General features: G+C 37.8%; 20 protein-coding genes. 6 read left to right on the top strand and 14 right to left on the bottom strand.

The window, feature by feature from the left end; genetic code table 11:
- The 4 genes from U9R83_RS03735 to U9R83_RS03720 form a co-directional block, all read right to left on the bottom strand.
- A complete protein-coding gene (locus U9R83_RS03735; protein ID WP_014461565.1) occupies nucleotides 1–909 on the bottom strand; it encodes an RluA family pseudouridine synthase in 909 nt (302 codons plus the stop codon).
- A 14-nt stretch (nucleotides 910–923) separates the two neighbouring features.
- Complete coding sequence (locus tag U9R83_RS03730; RefSeq protein WP_025749877.1) at nucleotides 924–1,721, bottom strand: NAD kinase; 798 nt, start codon at nucleotides 1,719–1,721, stop codon at nucleotides 924–926.
- A gap of 61 nt (nucleotides 1,722–1,782) precedes the next feature.
- Entirely contained in the window at nucleotides 1,783–2,418 is a 636-nt protein-coding gene (locus U9R83_RS03725; RefSeq protein WP_014461566.1) for a GTP pyrophosphokinase, read from the bottom strand.
- Between the two features lie 27 nt (nucleotides 2,419–2,445).
- Entirely contained in the window at nucleotides 2,446–2,832 is a 387-nt protein-coding gene (locus tag U9R83_RS03720; protein ID WP_014461567.1) for a hypothetical protein, read from the bottom strand.
- A gap of 216 nt (nucleotides 2,833–3,048) precedes the next feature.
- Here U9R83_RS03720 and U9R83_RS03715 point away from each other — a divergent pair, with 216 nt between their 5' ends.
- The 5 genes from U9R83_RS03715 to U9R83_RS03695 all read left to right on the top strand — a co-directional run bounded on the left by U9R83_RS03715 (nucleotide 3,049) and on the right by U9R83_RS03695 (nucleotide 6,382).
- Entirely contained in the window at nucleotides 3,049–3,639 is a 591-nt protein-coding gene (locus U9R83_RS03715) for a CYTH domain-containing protein (RefSeq protein ID WP_014461568.1), read from the top strand.
- A 4-nt stretch (nucleotides 3,640–3,643) separates the two neighbouring features.
- Entirely contained in the window at nucleotides 3,644–4,333 is a 690-nt protein-coding gene (locus U9R83_RS03710; protein WP_014461569.1) for a lytic transglycosylase domain-containing protein, read from the top strand.
- Nucleotides 4,334–4,619: 286 nt separating this feature from the next.
- Entirely contained in the window at nucleotides 4,620–5,030 is a 411-nt protein-coding gene (locus U9R83_RS03705; RefSeq protein ID WP_014461570.1) for a globin domain-containing protein, read from the top strand.
- Between the two features lie 26 nt (nucleotides 5,031–5,056).
- Nucleotides 5,057–5,908: a ClpXP adapter SpxH family protein gene (locus tag U9R83_RS03700; RefSeq protein WP_013055432.1), complete on the top strand. Its 852-nt coding sequence runs from the start codon at nucleotides 5,057–5,059 to the stop codon at nucleotides 5,906–5,908.
- Nucleotides 5,909–6,202: 294 nt separating this feature from the next.
- Nucleotides 6,203–6,382 carry a hypothetical protein gene (locus tag U9R83_RS03695; protein ID WP_014461572.1) on the top strand — a complete coding sequence of 60 codons (180 nt, stop codon included), beginning with the start codon at nucleotides 6,203–6,205 and terminating at the stop codon, nucleotides 6,380–6,382.
- Between the two features lie 31 nt (nucleotides 6,383–6,413).
- Here the strand turns inward: U9R83_RS03695 and pepF are convergent, their stop codons facing one another.
- From pepF to mecA, 4 genes are all read right to left on the bottom strand, one after another.
- Nucleotides 6,414–8,231, bottom strand: a complete 1,818-nt coding sequence (pepF, locus tag U9R83_RS03690; protein ID WP_243550252.1) for an oligoendopeptidase F — start codon at nucleotides 8,229–8,231, stop codon at nucleotides 6,414–6,416.
- A 163-nt stretch (nucleotides 8,232–8,394) separates the two neighbouring features.
- Entirely contained in the window at nucleotides 8,395–9,576 is a 1,182-nt protein-coding gene (locus U9R83_RS03685; protein ID WP_042992327.1) for a competence protein CoiA, read from the bottom strand.
- A gap of 119 nt (nucleotides 9,577–9,695) precedes the next feature.
- Nucleotides 9,696–11,213: a cardiolipin synthase gene (gene cls, locus U9R83_RS03680; protein ID WP_025749882.1), complete on the bottom strand. Its 1,518-nt coding sequence runs from the start codon at nucleotides 11,211–11,213 to the stop codon at nucleotides 9,696–9,698.
- A gap of 214 nt (nucleotides 11,214–11,427) precedes the next feature.
- Entirely contained in the window at nucleotides 11,428–12,108 is a 681-nt protein-coding gene (gene mecA, locus U9R83_RS03675; RefSeq protein ID WP_013055427.1) for an adaptor protein MecA, read from the bottom strand.
- A gap of 360 nt (nucleotides 12,109–12,468) precedes the next feature.
- Here mecA and U9R83_RS03670 point away from each other — a divergent pair, with 360 nt between their 5' ends.
- On the top strand, nucleotides 12,469–13,134 hold the full coding sequence (locus U9R83_RS03670; protein WP_014461577.1) for a TerC family protein: 666 nt from the start codon (nucleotides 12,469–12,471) through the stop codon (nucleotides 13,132–13,134).
- Between the two features lie 96 nt (nucleotides 13,135–13,230).
- Here the strand turns inward: U9R83_RS03670 and madM are convergent, their stop codons facing one another.
- The 6 genes from madM to U9R83_RS03640 form a co-directional block, all read right to left on the bottom strand.
- On the bottom strand, nucleotides 13,231–13,992 hold the full coding sequence (gene madM, locus U9R83_RS03665; protein WP_115653071.1) for a malonate transporter subunit MadM: 762 nt from the start codon (nucleotides 13,990–13,992) through the stop codon (nucleotides 13,231–13,233).
- Complete coding sequence (gene madL, locus U9R83_RS03660) at nucleotides 13,989–14,402, bottom strand: malonate transporter subunit MadL (protein WP_013055424.1); 414 nt, start codon at nucleotides 14,400–14,402, stop codon at nucleotides 13,989–13,991. Before madL ends, madM begins: the two co-directional genes overlap by 4 nt.
- A 195-nt stretch (nucleotides 14,403–14,597) precedes the next feature.
- Entirely contained in the window at nucleotides 14,598–15,494 is an 897-nt protein-coding gene (locus tag U9R83_RS03655; RefSeq protein ID WP_014461579.1) for a LysR family transcriptional regulator, read from the bottom strand.
- A 201-nt stretch (nucleotides 15,495–15,695) separates the two neighbouring features.
- The gene (gene spxA / locus U9R83_RS03650) at nucleotides 15,696–16,094 is read right to left on the bottom strand and encodes a transcriptional regulator SpxA (RefSeq protein WP_013055422.1); all 399 of its coding nucleotides are present in this window, start codon (nucleotides 16,092–16,094) and stop codon (nucleotides 15,696–15,698) included.
- A gap of 417 nt (nucleotides 16,095–16,511) precedes the next feature.
- The gene (locus U9R83_RS03645; RefSeq protein ID WP_014461580.1) at nucleotides 16,512–17,915 is read right to left on the bottom strand and encodes an amino acid permease; all 1,404 of its coding nucleotides are present in this window, start codon (nucleotides 17,913–17,915) and stop codon (nucleotides 16,512–16,514) included.
- Nucleotides 17,916–18,426: 511 nt separating this feature from the next.
- Nucleotides 18,427–19,791 (bottom strand): amino acid permease, encoded by a 1,365-nt coding sequence (locus U9R83_RS03640; protein ID WP_014461581.1) that lies wholly within the window; start codon nucleotides 19,789–19,791, stop codon nucleotides 18,427–18,429.
- Nucleotides 19,792–19,971 lie beyond the last annotated feature (180 nt).

The raw sequence follows: 19,971 nt of genomic DNA, 5'->3' as shown, positions 1-19,971 counted from the left end.
TTAAAAAAAGCGACTTTCTTTTACGATTTGAAGTTTCTGCATATCTGGCGGCAAAGGTGCTGTAAAAGACAAAGTTTTTTGTAAAAAAGGATGAAAAAAAGTGAGCTCATAGCTGTGAAGAGCTTGACGAGAAATAAGATGATTCGTTCCGCCATATAAGGTGTCTCCAAGCAGTGGATATCCTTTATAAGCCATATGAACACGAATTTGGTGAGTTCTCCCCGTCTCAAGCGAAAGAGCAACTTCTGTAAAAGAAGAATACTGACGAAGCGCCGTATAATGTGTAATAGCAAATTGCCCATCTTCTCTTACTTCTCGTTCGATGATACTTGACTCTTTTCGGCCAATCGGAGCCTCTATCGTTTCTTTGCCAACAAGCTTACCATGAACAAAAGCTCGGTACACGCGTTTAATTTCATGTTCTTTTTGTGCTTTAGAGAATAAGTAATGAACGTGCCTATGCTTAGCGACAATAAGCAGTCCAGATGTGTCTCGGTCCAACCTATTTACAAGATGAACAGTCGAGTTAATGTTATTTTCCTCATAATAATAGAGCACAGCATTACTTAGTGACCACGTTAGATGTTCTCGAGAAGGTATACTTGGCATGTTTGGCTGCTTATTCAAAACTAAAATATACTCATCTTCGTATACAATATCCAAAGGTATAGCTTTAGGAAGAAGGCTTTCACTTGCTTTTTCTGGTGGAAACGCCACCTTGATTTCGTCACCTTTTTGCAAAATATATCGAACGGTTGCATGCTTTCCATTTACTTCAATTGCTCCTCCTCTAAACTTAATATCCGTCAGAGAAGCTTTGGAAATATCATGTTTTTTTAAAAATTCACGAACCGCTACACCCTCGAAAGAATGATCTACGGTCCAACTCAACGTAAAAACTTGTTTCATTCTCTTCCCTGCCTTTAATCATCACATACAAAAGAGTCTCTGACACGCTGCCAGAAAGGAAACGCACGAAAGCGAGCAAATCGAATTTTTTCGCTTGCTACCCGAAATTGAATCGACTTTACATCTTTATGTAAAAGAGTTAAATGATCAATGGTAATTTGAAAGTCTGCGTCGTTAACAGGCTTTAACAGCGCTGTATGATGTCCAGGAAGAACCAATGGAGAACCTATCGTACGGAACACTCGATTGTTAATAGAAGCCATTTCAGCAATTTGAATAGCTTGAAGCGAAGGATGTAAAATCGCGCCTCCAAGGGATTTGTTATAAGCTGTACTTCCCGAGGGCGTGGATACGCAAAGACCGTCTCCTCGGAAGGTTTCAAATCGCTGCCCTTTAATTTCCACATCCATTACTAAAGAACCTTCTACACTTTTTACCGTACATTCATTCAGAGCTAAGTATCGAGCTTCGCGTCCACCGTTTGTGTAGCGAATAATCACTTCGAGCAGTGGATACTCTACAGTCTGATAGGGTGTCTTTGCAATAGCAATCACCAGCTTCTCAATCTCATCAGGTGTCCAATCTGCGTAAAAGCCTAAATGGCCGGTATGAACCCCAATAAAAGCCGTCTTGTCAAGTCGGTTTCGATAGCGGTGAAACGCATAGAGAAGCGTTCCATCCCCTCCTACTGACACTACAATATCAGGCTGGTTTTCATCATATTCTAAATGAAAATCTAATAAATACGTTTTCATTTTTTGCATAAGCGTATTTGATATTTGGTTGCCTTTTGATGTAATAGCAAATTTTATTTTCTCCACCTAATTCTCTCCCCCTATCCATCCAATGTACAAAGCTGTTGCTGAGTCATACCTAAGATTCTTCCGCCGATTCTTTTTTTCGTGAGAAAATAGCCTGAGCTTCTTGAATCTCACCTCGTATTTGAGACATTTCTTCATCGAGCTGAGTAGCCGCTTCAGAAGCACGCTGAAGTCGCTTTTTGATATTCTCAGGAAATTTCCCGCTGTACTTATAATTTAAAGAATGCTCAATTGTAGCCCAAAAATTCATAGCCAGTGTACGAATTTGAATTTCCACTAAAATTTTCTTTTCACCTTTAATTGTCTGAACAGGATAACATACGACCACATGATATGAACGATAGCCGCTTTCTTTTTTATGAAGAATATAATCTCTTTCTTCAATCAATTCAAAGTCTGTGCGCTGACGAAGGAGCTCTACGACCGCTTTAATATCGTCCGTAAATTGACACATCATACGGAGTCCCGCAATGTCCTGCATCTCTTCCTCTAAGCGATCGAGAGAAATTCCTTTTCGAGTTGCTTTATCCAAAATACTGGCGATAGGCTTTACTCGTCCCGTCACGAATTCAATAGGTGAATGCGTAGACTTCATATCATACTGTGAACGAATTCCTTTTAATTTCACCTTAAGTTCTTCAACGGCTTGTTTATACGGTGCTAAAAATAAATCCCAATGCCTGATCATTAATAACACCCCCCTTTTTTCTCTCTATTACTTATTTTCTTTATCTAAAAAAACTTCCTCTACTCTTGCTACCATCTCGTCTCCATAATTCACATTTCCTTCGATGTTACTGATGAGATAAGATAGCTCTTCTTTAACGGCTGATAGCTCAATTACTTCCTTATTAATTTCTAAAAATACTTTCATATCTTTATGTAAGACGTGCTTTAAATTTGCCCAAATATTATCACTAAGGCCAACATACATAAATTGATCATTAATATCTACAACATATACAAATGACATGTTATCTGAGTCAACAAGCATTTGTTTTGTATCTTCCAATTGTTCAATTTCCGTCTCAATAGGGTCTGCTTTTAAATGTAATTCATTTGATTTCATCACACAGGTAGTGATGTCAATTCGATTGTGCATAAATAAACTCCTTCCAACTATACAATTCGTTACTATTTTAACACATTCCAGGAACGTTTAATAAAGGTAAAACCTAAACAATCCGTATTTCTTCATTTTCCAAGTTCCCCATATGGATATTCCTGTTAGGAAATGTAGTTTTACTGTCTCAAAAAGTGTGATAAATTAAGATGGAAAGTGACTTACCAAAAGACCTAAATTAAAAGGATGATTTCATTGAAACAAGAAATTGAAATTGAATTTAAAAATATAGTAACGAAAGAAGAGTTTGATCGTCTCCGCTCACACTTTCAATTAACTGAAGATCAGTTTGTTTCTCAAGAAAACCACTATTTTGATACACCTGCTTTCTCATTAAAAGACTGCGGGGCTGCTCTGCGAATTCGAAGCAAAAAAGATAAGTTCGTTCTCACGCTCAAACAGCCTCATCAAGAGGGTCTTTTAGAAACACATGAAGCATTAACAAATGAACAAGCTAAAGAATTGCTAGATGGCAGCGCCAAGATTCCGTCAACAATTCAACAGCTTATTAATGATTTACAAGTCAAGAGCCATGCGCTAACTTATTTTGGCACTTTGCGTACAAGTCGAGCAGAAATTCCATATAAAAACGGGTTACTTGTACTCGATCATAGCTTTTATCTAGGTGCTGAGGATTATGAACTTGAATACGAAGTAACCGATGCCAATGAAGGAGCCAAATATTTTGAGCAATTACTTGCGGAGCTTGATATTAAAAAGAAACCAACGGAAAACAAAATTCGCCGGTTTTACAAGCGAAAGTATACGTTAATGGATGGAGAATAAATTCATGAGCATGAATATTAACAATTACATGTCTTCCGTTCAAATTCCTGGCACTCAGCCATTTTCAGTTAACAACCAGCTGCCAACAGCTAACGTGATGCTTGGTACAACTTTACTCTCTGTATTTGCTCAGCTTTTTCAAGACTACGTCAATCAAGAGCCTCAAATGAGTACTAATCTTTACTTGAAGGCAGCGCAGATGTTTCCATCTACGGCGGTTCAAATCCAGTCCGAGCCATCTGTTTCTTCCTCAGGTAAGACAGCGGCTTCAAATGCTGCTTTACCAGCACAAAAAAACGAAACCGCAAAGTCCAGTTCTCAGGATGTACAAACAATAATCACAGAAGCAGCTGCACGCTACCAGCTGGATCCTAAACTTATTCGTTCTGTTATTAAACAAGAATCAAACTTTAATCCATCTGCCAAAAGTTCTGTAGGAGCGGCTGGGCTTATGCAGCTAATGCCAGCAACGGCTAAAGCTCTTGGTGTAGGAGATCCGTACGACTCCAAGCAAAATGTATTTGGCGGAGCCAAATATCTTCGGCAAATGTTAGATAAATACAACGGAAATGTGAAATTAGCGTTGGCGGCCTATAATGCTGGACCAGGTAATGTCGATAAATACGGCGGAGTACCTCCTTTTCAAGAAACGCAAAAATATGTAAATAAAATTATGTCTTCTTATCTTGTGTAAAAGAGCCAAAGCATTGGCCACTCGAACGTGGAATGGCTATAGTTTGTCGAGGTTACACTATATAAATAGAAGGAAACGTTTGTGAAAGTATTCCTTTGTTTCTCATAATTAGTGATTCGCCACAGCAACATAGACTTTTCTTATGTAAAATTCCACTTTATCTCTTTTCCAGTAGAAGAAGTAAGCGGATAGTTTGAGTTAACGAAATGACACTGCTAAAATTAAGGAAAGTAAAAAACACCAAAGAGTTAAGACGTATATTTCTTATAACAAAGGAGTTATCAACATGAGAGAAAAAATCCACTCCCCTTACGAATTATTAGGCGGTGAACATACGATTTCAAAACTTGTTGATGCTTTTTATACACGCGTTGGACAACATCCTGAGCTCGCGCCAATTTTTCCTGATAATTTAACAGAAACAGCACGAAAGCAAAAGCAATTTCTGACACAATATTTAGGAGGGCCTTCGTTATACACTGAAGAGCATGGTCACCCTATGCTGAGAGCTAGGCATCTTCCTTTTGAAATTACACCGTCAAGAGCCAAAGCCTGGCTGACGTGCATGCATGAAGCAATGGACGAAATTAATTTAGAAGGCCCTGAGAGAGATGAACTTTATCATCGTCTTATTTTAACTGCCCAACACATGATTAATTCACCGGAACAGACAGATGAGAAAGGATTTTCACATTGAGTAATCTAAATAGCCAATACCCATCCTTGCATCAGCTTTGTCAAGGTTCAAATAAAAAGCCGCTTGAAATCTATGTATTTGTTGACCCTCTTTGCCCCGAATGCTGGGCACTCGAGCCTATTCTAAAGAAGTTACAAATAGAATATGGTCAGCTGTTATCCCTCAAGCATGTGCTTGGCGGAAACTTACAGCAATTAAATATTGGAGCACAGCAGAAATTTGAACATATTGCAAAATCGTGGGAGAAAACTGGAAGCCGCTCCGGTATGTCATGTGACGGCAATCTGTGGCTTGAAAACCCAATCGATACTCCCTACGCTGCATCAATTGCGATTAAAGCGGCCGGTCTGCAAGGAAAGAAACAGGGCATTCGCTTTTTGAGAAGACTTCAAGAAGTAGTATTTTTAGAAAAACAAAATGTTACAGAAGAATCTGTCTTAATACAATGTGCAAAACATGTGGGGCTAGATGTTAATGAATTTGTAAAAGATTTGCATTCAGATTACGCTGCGAAGGCCTTTCAATGTGATTTAAAAATCACGTCGGAAATGGATGTCGATGAGATTCCAACTCTTGTGTTCTTCAACGAAAAAGTTGAAGAAGAAGGCATTAAGATATCAGGATACTATTCGTACGAAACATATGTACACATCATTAAAGAGATGTTAGAAATTGACCCAGATCCAGCTTGTCTTCCGCCTCTTCGTTCATTTTTAAGCTATTTTCAATTTGTTGCTTCAAAAGAAGTTGCAGTTGTGTATGGTTTGTCATTAGAAGAGGCTGAAAAAGAATTGAAAAAACTTCAGCTTCAGCAAGTTGTTGAAAGAGTTCCTGTCAAATACGGAACCTTTTGGAGAAGTACTGAAAAGAGCTGTTAATCATTACATGTTGATGCTTCTCCTAAGCATCAACTAAACAAAAAAGACTTGGCTTTCGCCAAGTCTTTTCGTTTGTCTTAAGACAACAAGGGGATGGGAGAAATTTTTCACGGTCAAACAAAGGGGTATATGTTTGTTTTGTGATAAACTTCACGATTAATACTATAGCAAATTATGTCGACTTTTGGCAACCCCTTTTTTCAATTTTATTCACTTTTTTATAAAAAAACTTCATAAACAGCCAGATTCACTCATATAGTACAACCAATTATGCTTTTAATAGAGGTGTTAACTATGAAAATTGCTGGAATTACTCTAGGGGTTGTTATTCTTTTGTTTTCTTTTTTATTCTATATTTTATCTCTTATGCAGCTTGTTCCTCTCATTATCGCAGGCCCTCTCTTATTTTTAGCTATTCTTATTATTTTTACATTGCTTAACAATCACAACAAATTTCGAGGATTTAAAAAATGAAGCAGGATACAGCTCCTGCTTCATTTTAATTTTATTGATTTAATAAACGTTCCATTTCCGTTAATTTCTCTTCAAATACGGCTAGCGCTTCTTCAATAGGCTGAGATGTTGTCATATCCACTCCTGCCTTTTTCAACACTTCAATTGGATAATCAGAGCTTCCTGACTTTAAGAAACCTACATAGCGCTCAACAGCTGCATCTCCTTCTTCAAGGATTTGCTTACTTAATGCTGCTGCTGCACTGAATCCTGTAGCATATTGATAAACGTAGTAATTGTAGTAGAAATGCGGAATACGAGCCCATTCTAATCCAATCTCTTCGTCAATTACTAAATTGTCTCCAAAATACTTTTTATTTAAGTCATAATACAATTTTGTTAATAATTCAGGTGTAAGCGGCTCTCCGTTTTGAGCACGTACGTGCACATCGTGCTCAAATTCAGCAAACATCGTTTGACGGAATACAGTACCGCGGAACCCTTCTAAATAATGGTTAAGCAAGTACAAGCGCTGCTTTTCATCATCGATTGTTTTTAGTAAATAATCGTTTAGAAGCGCTTCATTACACGTGGAAGCTACTTCTGCAACGAAGATTGAATAATCTCCGTAAGGATATGGCTGCGTTTTTCTTGTGTAATAACTGTGTACAGAATGGCCAAATTCATGGGCTAGTGTAAACAAGTTATTTACGTTATCCTGCCAGTTCATTAAGATATAAGGATTGGTACCGTACGTTCCTGAAGAATAAGCACCGCTTCGCTTGCCTTTGTTCTCATGAACGTCTACCCAACGATTTTCAAATCCTTCTTTTAACACATTAAGGTAGTCTTCACCTAGTGGTTTCAGACCTTTTAAAATATAATCTTTAGCTTCTTCATAGGTTACTTCCATTTTTACGTCTTTTACTAAAGGCGTATAGAGATCATACATATGAAGCTCTTCAATTCCCAATACTTTCTTACGTAAATCAATATATCGATGCAGTAAATGCAAATTATCGTTCACTGTTTTAACTAAGTTATCGTATACTTCTTCTGGAATATTATTTGTGCTAAGAGCTGAGTGACGAGCTGAATTATAGTGACGAACGCGAGCGCTAAAATTATCTTTCTTCACGGTGCCGCTTAATGTACTTGCAAACGTATTTTTAAATTTACCGTACGTTTCGTAAACCGCTTTAAACGCTTCTTCTCGTACGCGGCGATCGCTGCTTTCTAGGAAACGAATATAGCGCCCGTGCGTAATTTCTACTTCTTCTCCATTTTCGTCTTTAATGGAAGGGAATTCTAAATCTGCGTTGTTTAGCATTCCAAACGTGTTACTTGAAGATCCTAGCACTTCAGAAGCCTGAGCAAGAAGCGCTTCTTCGCTTTCTGATAAAATGTGCGGACGCTCGCGAGTAATTTCATCTAACGCATGAGCATATAACTTTAGCTCTTTATGTTCCGCCATGTATTGTTTAATTTTTGATTCTTCAATAGACAAAATTTCTGGTGTTACATACGATAGTGCACTTGCAATTTGGGTATAAAGTGTTTTGATACGATCATTTAACCCTTGATAAAAAGAGTTAGTGGTATCTTGATCGTAGCGCATATGAGCATATGTATAAAGTTTACTAACGCGCATTGTGAGCTCGTCTTGCTCTTGAAGAGCGTCGTATAAAGTTTGAGCGGACTCTCCAAGTTTCCCTTTGAATTTCTCCATTTGCGGAATAAGAGCTTTTACTTCTTCAAATTCTTTTTCCCATGCGTCATCTGAAGCAAAAATATCTTCTAGTTTCCACCTATCTTCTACTTTTATCTCGCTTCTACTTGGTAACTTTTTTACTTTTGATTGTTCACTCATGGTCATCCCTCCATCTTTTTCTACCTGTCTATAACTGTTCGCTTTTTCTAAGGCGAATCCTTTTTATTTCTTTCGTTATTGTATGTTGTTTTAAAAGAATTAATCAAAAGTCAGTACGCTTTTGAAAAAAGGATTCTTTCTTAAGCGTACTGATTTTCAGTGATTATGTCACTTCTTTTGCTTGATTTAACCACCTTTTCATCATTTGTCCATCTTCTAAAAAAGCATCAGATGTTTGCTTTGGAATCGTGTAGTGCCTTCTGATTTTGTATACCCCAGAAGTTACATACGTTAGCATCCCTAACCGGCATAATACCTCTATATACTCAAACAGGGGCTGTTCCACAGCAACAGGGGCCATCGGCAAAGACCGAAATACAATGTGCCGCTTATGAATTCTGTAGAGCCATAGCCGGCATAACTCTTTTTCTGTAACTAAATCCCCTACTTGCTTCTGCTGCATTAAATCAAGAAGCAGCCACGTTTGCCATATAGTAGCAGACGTTTCAACCATGTATAAAGAAGGCAGCGGTATGCCTGCTTCTGCTGGAATATGGGAGGGAGGAATATTATTTTCATAAAGAGCTTGTAAAAAAGGCTGAAGCTTCTGATTAGGATAGAGGATATAATGCGTTCTCCATGCCTTCTTTTTCTTTATCCATGAAGAGAAAAATTGAGGTTGTGTATGTGTAGAAAAAAGATCATGAAAGGTATGCTCATGAGGAGAGAGCACGACAAGCTGTGCATAACAAATCTGAGACGAAAAAGGAATAAGATGTTCAAGTTTCAACAGTTGATTAGTAGAAGGTGAAAAATAAAGAAGTGTGGGCGTATAATCGTAAAGAGTAAGAAACTGCCACTCTTGAAAAGAAAGTTGATACATATAAGTGGATAAGCGCTTCATTCTTTTTGCCCCCATAATCCAAAGGGGCATATAATTTCCTTTCTCATAATGAATAGAACGTTTGGTTAGCACTGAGGAAGATAAGGAAGCACATTGAAATTCGATTGCATATTTTTGCGAGGGCGTATCTACAAGAAGATCTGGACGTTGCATAATGTCAGGAAGATAACTTTCTAACTCGACTTCAAGATGAGAACTAAACCAGTGAAACAGCTTTCGTTTTCCGTCGAGGTGATAATCTGTTTCACCTTCATGCTGAGCGACGCACGTTTTTTTCAGGTGAGCAAAATGAGGGATTTTTTTTGTACCTACCTTTAACTGTACAGGGGCTTGACAAGAGGGACAGTAGAACTGCTTTTCTTTTTTCCACAGCTTAAGCTGTTCAAGCGAAAAGCGCTGAGCTAGTGAAATGAGGCCTTCTTCTGTTCGGGCAACTAACAATCGTACATTTCTCCTTCCTATAGTAGCGAGCTATATCCTTGTATTCGACGCCTTTCTACTAAACCCTTTTCTTTCAAGAAAAAACCACATTGCAGCATACGCAATGTGGTTTTCAGGGATTATAATAGCGGTGAAAGCAAACGGGCCGTTGATTCAAATAGCCGCTGTATAAATGGCCGCTTTTCAAAGTCTTTAAAGTGAAGCTCACTCGTTTCTTCTAAATCTTGCATATATTCATATACGAGCTTTTGGGTACTAGCTGTGCGATATAAAAAAGCATTTACTTCAAAATTCAAATGAAAGCTTCTCATGTCCATGTTAGCTGTTCCAATAGAGGCAATTTCTCTATCAACAATCACAATCTTGCTGTGCATAAATCCTTTTTTATACTCGTAAATTTTCACACCTGCTTCTAGCAGCTCCGGAAAATAAGAGCGTGATGCATGAAAAACAATTTTTTTATCAGGCTTCTGAGGTACAAGAAGCCTTACATCTATACCGCTTAGAGCAGCTACTTTGAGGGAAGTAAAAATATCTTCATCAGGTATGAAGTAAGGAGAAGCAATCCAAATGGACTCTTTCGCAGACGTAATCATCGAAAAAAATAAGTGTTTGATAATTTCCCATTCACGGTCTGGTCCGCCAGCAATCATTTGAACACCGCCGCACTTTTCCATATCAATGTCAATTAAATCCGGCGATAGATACGTTTGAGTAAGCATCGTCTGACCTGTCATATAATACCAGTCTTGCAAGAAAATAAGCTGCAATGAACGGACTGCCTCACCCTTCACCATCAAATGTGTATCTCTCCAAAAGCCGAAATGCCGACTTTTCCCGAGATATTCATCACCGATGTTCAAACCTCCTACAAATCCAATTGTTCCATCAATGACTACAATTTTACGATGATTACGGAAGTTGATTTTATTATTAAGAAAGGGAAGTCTGACCGGCAAGAATGGAATCATTTCTACGCCCGCGTTTCTTAACTCGTGAATATAATGCGGTGAAAGCTGAAAACTGCCCACGGCATCATACAAGAAACGTACATAAACTCCTTCTTGTACTTTCTGAATTAAAATATCTTTAATTTGTTCTCCTAAGTGATCATGTCGTACGATGTAATACTCTAAGTGAATATGGTGCCTTGCATGCTTTAATGATTCCATAATTTCGTGAAACGTCTCTTTTCCATTCGTCAATGCGCGCGTATCTGATGAAAAAGAAATTGGACTCTTGCCAAGCCTGACGGCTAGCTTCAGCATTTGCTTTCTACTGGTACCCAACTGTTCAAAGTGATTTTCTAATATACCGGAATCTCTTTCCATCTTTAAAAGCACCTGTTCATCCAGCTTTGCTTTTTTAGCAAATAAACGCCGTTTTCGCGTATTGCGTCCAAATAACAAATAAAAAAAGAACCCTATTACCGGGAAACCGCCTAATACTACGAGCCACGTTAGCGTTTGAGTTGGATGCCGGTTTTCTAATGAAATAACAAGACCGATGAAAACAACACTAATCGTAATTAAGATACTTAGCACGCCAATAAATTTACCGTCCCAATACCCTTTTGTAAAATAAAGCAAAGCAATAATACCAACAACAAAAATTAAAAGCTGTAATCTATTTTTCAACTTGTTTTCACCTATCCTAAAACCAATCTTTCATCATTAATAACAGGTCTCTATACCGTTATTATCCTCAAACTTGTTATTTTAACACTACACTTTCCCGTGTAGGAACCAGCCGTCTGCTTTTTCCACCTATATTGTTCGACATGAGCGGAGAGCTTTTCCAAAAAAGAGGGCAAAACAAAGACCGATTTCATATACATGAAATCGGCTGCTATTATCGTAAAGGAAAATACTGCTTTACTTGTTCAAGTGCATTTTCACTGATTAATTCTTTTCCATATTCCATTAAACGATGAACTGTTACATTTGATTCATTTGCATATTCTAAAATGATACTTAAAATGTTATCAATTTCAGCTACAAAATCTTCATCATCTGTAAACTCAACGTATAAATAATATTTCCCTTCAAACACGTACATGCTGTTAATGATATCATCTAACTCTAAATGGTGACTTAAGGAAATTAAATGTTCTAAGTCTTGAAAGCGTGCGACGAACTGTAGCCCTTCGTCTTCTATAATTTCTTCTTCAAAATCAGCTTTTTTATTTTGATTTGCTTGATGATCAAGCAACGCTTCAATTTTTCCATCTACAGGGATATCGATTTTATCATTTTCACCAACAGGTACTTCGAACTTTTGACCGTCTTTTGAAACTTGTGCTCTTGTTACAATAACCTCTAGCCCCTTCTCAAGCGCATGTACTTGAATCCAAAGAGGACCTTCTGCTACAAACTCTTCTTCTTGATGAATTTCGTCCATCATCTCCCAGAATAGCTCTTCACTGCGCTCTCGGCTAAACCAAATTTCATTGCGATCAAATCCACGTTCTTCAATATCTACGTAAGTGACAAAGAATTTTACTGTGTTTTCATTAATGCGTTCGATTTCCATTATCATCTCTCCCTTCGGAAAAATCAGTGAAGGTAATCCGGCCATTTCGAACATTACCCCTAAACGATGAAGGGACTATTTTACCCCCGTGTTAAAGCAATATTACATGTACTTTCTCACTTTGTAAAGCATTCTAACTTGGGATATACAAGCATACACTATTTGAGTGAACCTTGTATATCTATTTTATGACAAAATGCGAAAGAAAGGAAATAAAAAATACTCTGACAACTCATAGCCACCTTACACCTTACTTTGTTATATACATAATCTCTTTACCCTATGAACGCTTTTTGTTAAAAATGAACACAGATAAAGCAATATGAGCTACTTATCCTTACATATTGGGAGGGAAGACTATTGGATTTAGAATTAATAACCTCCATTCTTCTTATTATCGGTATCGATATTGTATTAGGTGGAGACAACGCTATTGTTATTGCCTTAGCAAGCCGCAACTTACCTGAATATCAGCGAAATAAAGCTATTTTTTTAGGGACTGGCTTAGCTGTGATAGTTCGCATTGTACTTACTATTTTAGCTGTTTATTTACTAACTATTCCTTACTTGCAGCTCATCGGCGGTTTTTTATTAGTGATCATTGCCTTTAAGCTTCTTGTATCAGACGGTGATGATGCATCTTCAATCCGTGCAGGTGTGACATTAGGGGCCGCTGTAAGAACGATTGTATTTGCTGATATTGTAATGGGACTAGATAATGTAATAGCTGTAGCAGGCGCAGCTCATGGAAATATTATCTTGGTTGTTACCGGATTACTCGTATCCGTCCCCATTATTGTTTGGGGAAGCAAGCTCATTTTGTATTTGATGGAACGATTTCCCCTGCTTGTTTATGGTGGAGCAGCTATTTTAGCTTATACTGCTGGAAATATGATTGGTCATGAAAAGAACTTACATTCATTCTTTGCAGAGCATACATCTCTAGGAACATTTATTCCGTTTATAACAATTGCTGTTGTGCTGATAAGCGGCATGGTTGTTAATACCTTTCGTTCAACTAAATGATAAAGAAAAGGCCATACTAAACATTTTTATTTAGTATGGCCTTTTCTTTAGTTTAATGAGCACAGCAGTCTTTTATTCATAAAACACTTTGTACACTTAAAAAATAATCTCTGTGAGTAAAAAAAGAATAGATGGTACGAGTAAGCAACCCAGACCTGTATAAAATGTAGCTGTCATGGCTCCATAAGGTACAAGTTTTACATCTGTCGCGGCTAAACCAGCTGCTACACCGCTCGTCGTCCCCATAACTCCTCCATAGATCATTGCTGTACGAGGGTTGTTTAGTTTGATTTTCTTAGCAAATATCGGTGTCAAAATCATAACTGAAATGGATTTAATTAAACCTACAGCTATACTTAACGCGATAATATCAGAAGAGGCTCCAATCGCAGTTCCAGAAACCGGCCCCACAATATAGGTCACGGCTCCTCCTCCGATTGTGGTCAGAGCAACGGGATCTCTATATCCAAAACAAAGAGCAACAATTACACCTATTACAAAGGAATAGAAAACCCCAAAAAACAAGGCCGTAATCCCGCTGATTCCCGTTTTTTTGACTTCGCTAAAATTGGCGCCGAACGCCGTAGCAATAATGGCAAAATCTCGCAGCATCCCTCCGCCCATTAAACCAATTCCTGAAAATAACTGTACATCAGAAATTCCTTTCTCTCCTCCTGTGTTCACTCCACCGATATAAGCAAGGATCAATCCAAACATAATAGCAATAGCAGATCCGTGAACTCTTCCTTTTGTTAGTTTATCTGATAAAAAATAAGCAAGATACATGACAATCCCAATAATAGCAAATGCCGTAATCAGTCCGTTATTTTCTAATCCTTCTTTGATCATATTCATCATTTTATCTGCTCCTTAGGTAAAATAGAAAGCTCTATTTCTTGTTCTTTCACCTTCGCTTTCTCTCCTATTCTGCTGATAAATGGTATGGATAAAAAGCCTACCACGACTACTACCACCCCTGCAAGAAGGGCCATGCCTCCTCCATCAAGAGCAGCTACAACATTTTGCTGTGCAGACATTGCTACCACGATAGGAATATAAATACCTCCCCAAAAAGCAATGCCTTCTTCGGATTTTACTTGGAGCTTATTTTTCTTCTTTAAATAATCCACCGCTAGTACAAGAAGAAGCATGGATACCCCTACTCCTCCAACGTTGGCTTCTACTCCCATCAGCCCTCCTAATGCGTCCCCTACAATTACCCCTATCAACATGCAAATAGACAGCAGCGCTACACCGAAGATTATCATATTACTTCCTCCCCACTCCATTATTGAGAGCGTTTACTTTACAGTTTAAAAATAGTGTAAAGGAAAAAAGTTGAATAACCTATGCATTTTTAGTTATATACTTATATCAAAAATGACATAATGCAGCTTTTCTCTACGGTGCACTTTAGATTTATTCGAAAAAGGAATAAAAATCATGACATTTAGTCATGATTTTTATATGTATTCATGAGTCGTACCAGAGGGTAAATGTTTAAAATAATCAATCACAAACTGCCTGAAGATTTGTTGTAAATCTGTCACGTAGCCTCCATTGTTCCAGGCTAAAAAGATAGTACGTTCAAATATTTCCTCTTCCATCTTCAGCAGCTTTACATCTTTTCCTGTAGAACCTCCCCAAGTTACTTCAGGAATAAAGCCTATTCCTTGCTTCGCTCTAATCAACCCCCTCACTGTTGCTGGATCATCGCTTTCAAACGTAATTTGAGGTACAAAATTCTGTTCCTTACAAATTACATCCGTTATTTTCCTTAGCTCTTTCCCTTTCTTTAGCACAATGAATTTCTCATTTTTGAGTTCACTTAACTTTACACGTGATTGCTTGGCTAAAGGATGATCAAGAGGCACTGCAAGCAAAATCGATTCACGAAGCAAATGGGTATGTTCGATCTGACGGGTTATTAATGGAAAAGCTGAAATACATAAATCAAAATCAGGCTGTGAATTAGAATTAGTCAAATGCTGCATCAGTCGAAAACGCACCTGAGGATATTGCTCACGAAACCTGCTTAATAGCTCTGGGAGTAAATGTGAACTAGCTAATACAACAAGGCGAATTTCTTCACATGGATCGTTCGACATATCCTTTAGCTCGTGCTTTGCATCTTCCAATGTTTTTAAAGCAAGTTCTACTTTGGCACAGAATGCTTTACCATACCGATTTAATTTAATGTATTTACCGTTTCGATCAAACAAACGAATGCCCAGCTCTTTTTCTAACTGTGAAATTGTTTTGCTGAGCGCAGGCTGAGATACGTATAGTTCTTCGGCCGCTTTACTGATATGTTCTAGTCTAGCAACTACTTGGAAATATTTTAGCTGTAAAAGCTCCAATCCGTTCACCACCACTTTTATATGTTTAGTTACTCTCTTTCTTTACTAATTACATATATACTTCATTTTCCCTGCTATTTCGACAAAAAATAAGCAGCAGGGGGCCACTGGCTCCCTGCTGCTTATTTTTTATATACCAACTTCAAGCAAACGTTACTTGGTTGGTTTCTTATTTAAATCTTAAACAGACAAATATAAAAATTAACCATTCACAAGTCTTTGAGCTTCGCGAAGTTGGAAAGTACGCACTTTACGTGGTAAGAAACGACGGATCTCGTCTTCATTATAACCAACTTGTAGACGTTTTTCATCAATGATAATCGGACGGCGCAATAAGCCAGGATTTTGCTGAATTAATTCATACAAATCTTGCAAAGGCATAGCGTCTACCTGAACGTCTAGTTTTTGGAAAGTTTTCGAACGTGTTGAAATGATTTCATCTGTTCCATCTTCTGTCATACGTAAAATTTCTTTAATCTCGTCGATTGATAACGGCTCTGAAAAGATATTACGCTCTGTATATCCAATATCATTTTCCTCTAACCAAGCTTTCGCTTTACGACAAGATGTACAACTTGGTGATGTATATAATGTAACCATTTACTCCTTCACTCCTTCTATCATAATCGGTCATAACATTTAAAACATGAACTGTAAATCATGTTGTTTTATACAAACTTCAACGAGTGTAAATATTTAATGACTGATAATGAAAATCGATACTACTTTATAATTACTTTTAAAAAATAATATCTATTTGCATTATACTATAAACTTCATCGGAATGATATACTTTTTGAAGTGAACTAGTACATTAGTTCGTTCCTTCACTGTCATTATTTTCATTGCCGATTTTCTTCATTATTTATTTACCACACTACTATTACGAATAAACCTGTAGATTAGTTTCATTTTTTTATTATTTTTTCTTTCACAAATTCCTCAACTTTTTCAGTCACTAAAAAAGCCTTGCAGAAGAACTGACTTTTCTGCAAAGCTTTTGAGATAACCTCTTATTTATTTCATAGCTGATGTGCTTTTTCCTCGTCTCATTAAGATAGGATACAGTAACAGTCCGATTACAAATAAGCCAATACCTAAGAAAAATGTTTTTAAATCAGCTGTACCTGTCTTAATCACCCAAAGCGAATAAATAAGTGCTAACGAGGCAATGATTCCGTCTTTTACTCGCGATCCTTTAATCGTGTCGTACGTCTCCCCCGTCACAATAAGCTTTAATTGATAAACTGTCGTCACGAAATAAGGAACTAAATAAGCGAGAGTAGCTACAACGATAGCGAAATTATAGGCTTGCGAAACTGTACCTGAAATAGTCGCGAACAAAAACAACTGTGTTAAGCCATTTGTTAATGTTAGTGAGCGGGCTGGACTATTATTCTGATTCGTTTTAGCGAACCACTGTGGAAACAACCCTGATTTTGCTGCTTGATAAGGAACTTCTGCACTAACAACAATCCATCCAACAGTAGAACCTAATAAAGAAATAAGTGCTAAAATGGCCATTACGTAAGCACCTTTATGTCCAATCACCATTTCTAACGTATCTACCAAAGGTTTTTGAGACTGCTGAAGCTGAGCTGTTGAAAGAATCCCCATAGCTAAAAGCGTAATCCCCACATAGATAACCATTGAGATCAATAATCCAAGCAGCGTTGCTTTCTTCACTACTTTTTGTGATTTTGCACGGTTAGATAACAGTACAGCCGATTCAATTCCGATAAACGCCCACAGCGTAGCAATGGCTGCCCCATTGACCTGACTTCCCAATCCTACATTTATACCCTTTGAATTAACAAATTCTGTACTGACCAGATTGGATGCGCTGAATAGCGATAGCGCCACAACAATAAATAAACCGAATCCAATAATTTTAGCTGCCGTTGTGATAAAGTTAATATTACCGGCGCTATTAATATCTCGCTGCAAAATAGCTTGAATTCCCCATAGGACAATAGAACATACTAAAAACGTAATGAATTTTCCAGCTTCTAATTGAAAATTTCCGACTGAAAATAAAATATCCTTACTCTCCATTACTGGAAAGAACGTTGTTAAATATCCCGCAAACGATATGATGACAGATGCTGTTGCAGCCCAGTTAGCTGCCCAATAGCCCCAAGCCATGCTATACCCTGCTACTTTACCCGCTTTAGGTGATGAAAAAAGATTGGCTGCATAACTTTGAGGCCCTCCTTTTAATTCGGGCTTTCTCATGACTAAATTCCCGAATACAAGAGCAATCATGAACACGCCAAGACCTGTTGCAATCCAAGCAAGTGTTGAACCGATTGGACTTGATACGTTTGCTAAATTAGAAGGAAGCATAAATACTCCGCCGCCTACCATGTTACCAACTACAAAGGCTGTTAAAAACCAAAGGCCCCATTTTTTATCTTTCATTTGCTGTGTCTCCTTTTGCTTTCTAAGAGCTTAAACTTTTGACATAGAAAGCGCGATGCTAATCTATTAACACGTAAAAATTATTTGTTTTTCCATTCATCTCTTCATTTGTTTAACAATATAATATATTAGCACACTAAAGCAAAAAGTGAAATAATAAATCCTTCATTTTCTTTTGGAAAAAAATGCGGCTGAGACATAACTACATTAATCTATAGATGAACAAACGGGATATATGAGCTCGTATGGATTGCGCTTGTTACACCGCTGTTGATTTCCGTGCAAGACTTTGCTCTCCGAGGGCGGTGAGCTTCCTCGTTGCTTCCGCTCCTGCAGGATCTCACTTTTCCCCAGGAGTCTTCGCCTTACCCTCCAATCAATAGCTAGAAGCCCTACATACAGTAACCCTATGTTCACCATAAAAAAATGCGAACGAGTTGGATTCTTAATCAAGAATTCAACTCGTTCGCATTTTCCTTCAACGAAACTACTTTTGTCTCAGCTTCATTTTTTATCTTTTATGAAAACCTTTTGAGTAGTAGACAACAACCAATAAAACAAACCATACCGGACCTACAATAAGGGCTATTCTTGTATCAGAGGAAAAACTCATCACCACTACTACTCCCGCTAAGAAAGCAAGAGCGAGATACGACGTATACGGGAAAAACGGAAGCTTATATTTTAAATCACTTACCTGCTGATCGCTTAATCCCTTGCGGAAGCGAATTTGGGAAAGTAAAATAATTCCCCATGTCCAAATCGCTCCAATAGTAGCAATACTTGTTACCCACGTGAACACCTTATCAGGAACAACATAGTTTAAGCCAACTCCGAGTAGCAGTACAACAGCTGAAGCAATAACTGCTGCACCAGGCACGCCGCCTTTTGTTAAGTTGGCATAGCGTTTTGGAGCTTCCCCGTGCTGAGCTAAATTAAATAACATACGGCCTGTACTAAAAATTCCACTGTTACAAGAAGATAAAGCCGCTGTTAACACTACAAAGTTTATAATCCCTGCTGCAGCGGGAATTCCAGCTTTATCAAAGGTTAAAACAAATGGGCTTCCTTGTGTTCCGATCTCTGGCCAAGGATAAATAGACATAATAACAAACAAAGCTCCGATGTAAAAAATCAAAATTCTCCACAGTACATTATCAATTGCTTTTGTTAATGTCTTTTCTGGATTTTTTACCTCTCCTGCGGTTACCCCAATCATTTCAATACCAAGGTAAGCAAACATAACCATTTGAAGTGATAAAAGAACACCTTTCATACCATTCGGGAAAAAGCCCCCGTGATTCCATAAATTACTGATCCCTGTTGCTATACCGCCATTTCCAATTCCAAAGATAATCATGCCTAGTCCAAGCACAATCATAAGGATAATCGTTACTACTTTAATAAGAGAAAACCAAAACTCTAGTTCGCCATATGCTTTTACAGCTAAAAAGTTAACCCCTGTCATGATAACGAGCGCTGCAAGTGCCCATATCCACTGAGGTACACCCGGGAACCAAAACTCCATATATACTCCAACAGCTGTAATTTCAGCCATACATGTAATAATCCACATAAACCAGTAGTTCCAGCCTGTTAAATAACCAGCAAGTGGCCCTAAATAGTCGTTAGCATACTTACTAAAAGAACCGGCAACTGGATTTTGTACTGCCATTTCACCTAGCGCTCTCATAATAAAAAACATAATAAGACCACTGATTCCATACATGATAAGAATACCAGGACCCGCTAACCGAATAGCGGATGCAGAACCTAGAAACAGTCCAACTCCGATAGCTGCACCTAAAGACATTAAGCTAATATGTCTTTCCTCAAGTCCACGGCTTAATTCTTTTTCTTGCGTGTTCCCTTGCATAATTCTCTCTCCTAACATGTCCATTTCATTTAATAGCGGCTAATTGTGTAGCATTACGTTATTTTTCAGCTAAATAATTCCAGAGATTGTATGTACTAAAAATCTGATGCTGCAAGTTCCAAACCTGCACTTTTACCGCTATTACATCTATAAAATACAATATTAAAAAAACTTCACTTT

The sequence above is a fragment of the Priestia sp. LL-8 genome, assembly GCF_036227845.1.
Classification (GTDB): Bacteria; Bacillota; Bacilli; order Bacillales; family Bacillaceae_H; genus Priestia; species Priestia zanthoxyli.
Note: the sequence above shows the minus strand (reverse complement) of the source record. Positions and strands in the feature narration are given on the sequence as shown.

Coding starts and splice junctions, on each gene's coding strand:
- U9R83_RS03735 (WP_014461565.1), bottom strand. CDS start 909: ATGAAACAAGTTTTTACGTTGAGTTGGACCGTAGATCATTCTTTCGAG.
- U9R83_RS03725 (WP_014461566.1), bottom strand. CDS start 2,418: ATGATCAGGCATTGGGATTTATTTTTAGCACCGTATAAACAAGCCGTT.
- U9R83_RS03720 (WP_014461567.1), bottom strand. CDS start 2,832: ATGCACAATCGAATTGACATCACTACCTGTGTGATGAAATCAAATGAA.
- U9R83_RS03710 (WP_014461569.1), top strand. CDS start 3,644: ATGAGCATGAATATTAACAATTACATGTCTTCCGTTCAAATTCCTGGC.
- U9R83_RS03705 (WP_014461570.1), top strand. CDS start 4,620: ATGAGAGAAAAAATCCACTCCCCTTACGAATTATTAGGCGGTGAACAT.
- U9R83_RS03695 (WP_014461572.1), top strand. CDS start 6,203: ATGAAAATTGCTGGAATTACTCTAGGGGTTGTTATTCTTTTGTTTTCT.
- pepF (WP_243550252.1), bottom strand. CDS start 8,231: ATGAGTGAACAATCAAAAGTAAAAAAGTTACCAAGTAGAAGCGAGATA.
- mecA (WP_013055427.1), bottom strand. CDS start 12,108: ATGGAAATCGAACGCATTAATGAAAACACAGTAAAATTCTTTGTCACT.
- madM (WP_115653071.1), bottom strand. CDS start 13,992: ATGATGAATATGATCAAAGAAGGATTAGAAAATAACGGACTGATTACG.
- madL (WP_013055424.1), bottom strand. CDS start 14,402: ATGATAATCTTCGGTGTAGCGCTGCTGTCTATTTGCATGTTGATAGGG.
- spxA (WP_013055422.1), bottom strand. CDS start 16,094: ATGGTTACATTATATACATCACCAAGTTGTACATCTTGTCGTAAAGCG.
- U9R83_RS03645 (WP_014461580.1), bottom strand. CDS start 17,915: ATGAAAGATAAAAAATGGGGCCTTTGGTTTTTAACAGCCTTTGTAGTT.
- U9R83_RS03640 (WP_014461581.1), bottom strand. CDS start 19,791: ATGCAAGGGAACACGCAAGAAAAAGAATTAAGCCGTGGACTTGAGGAA.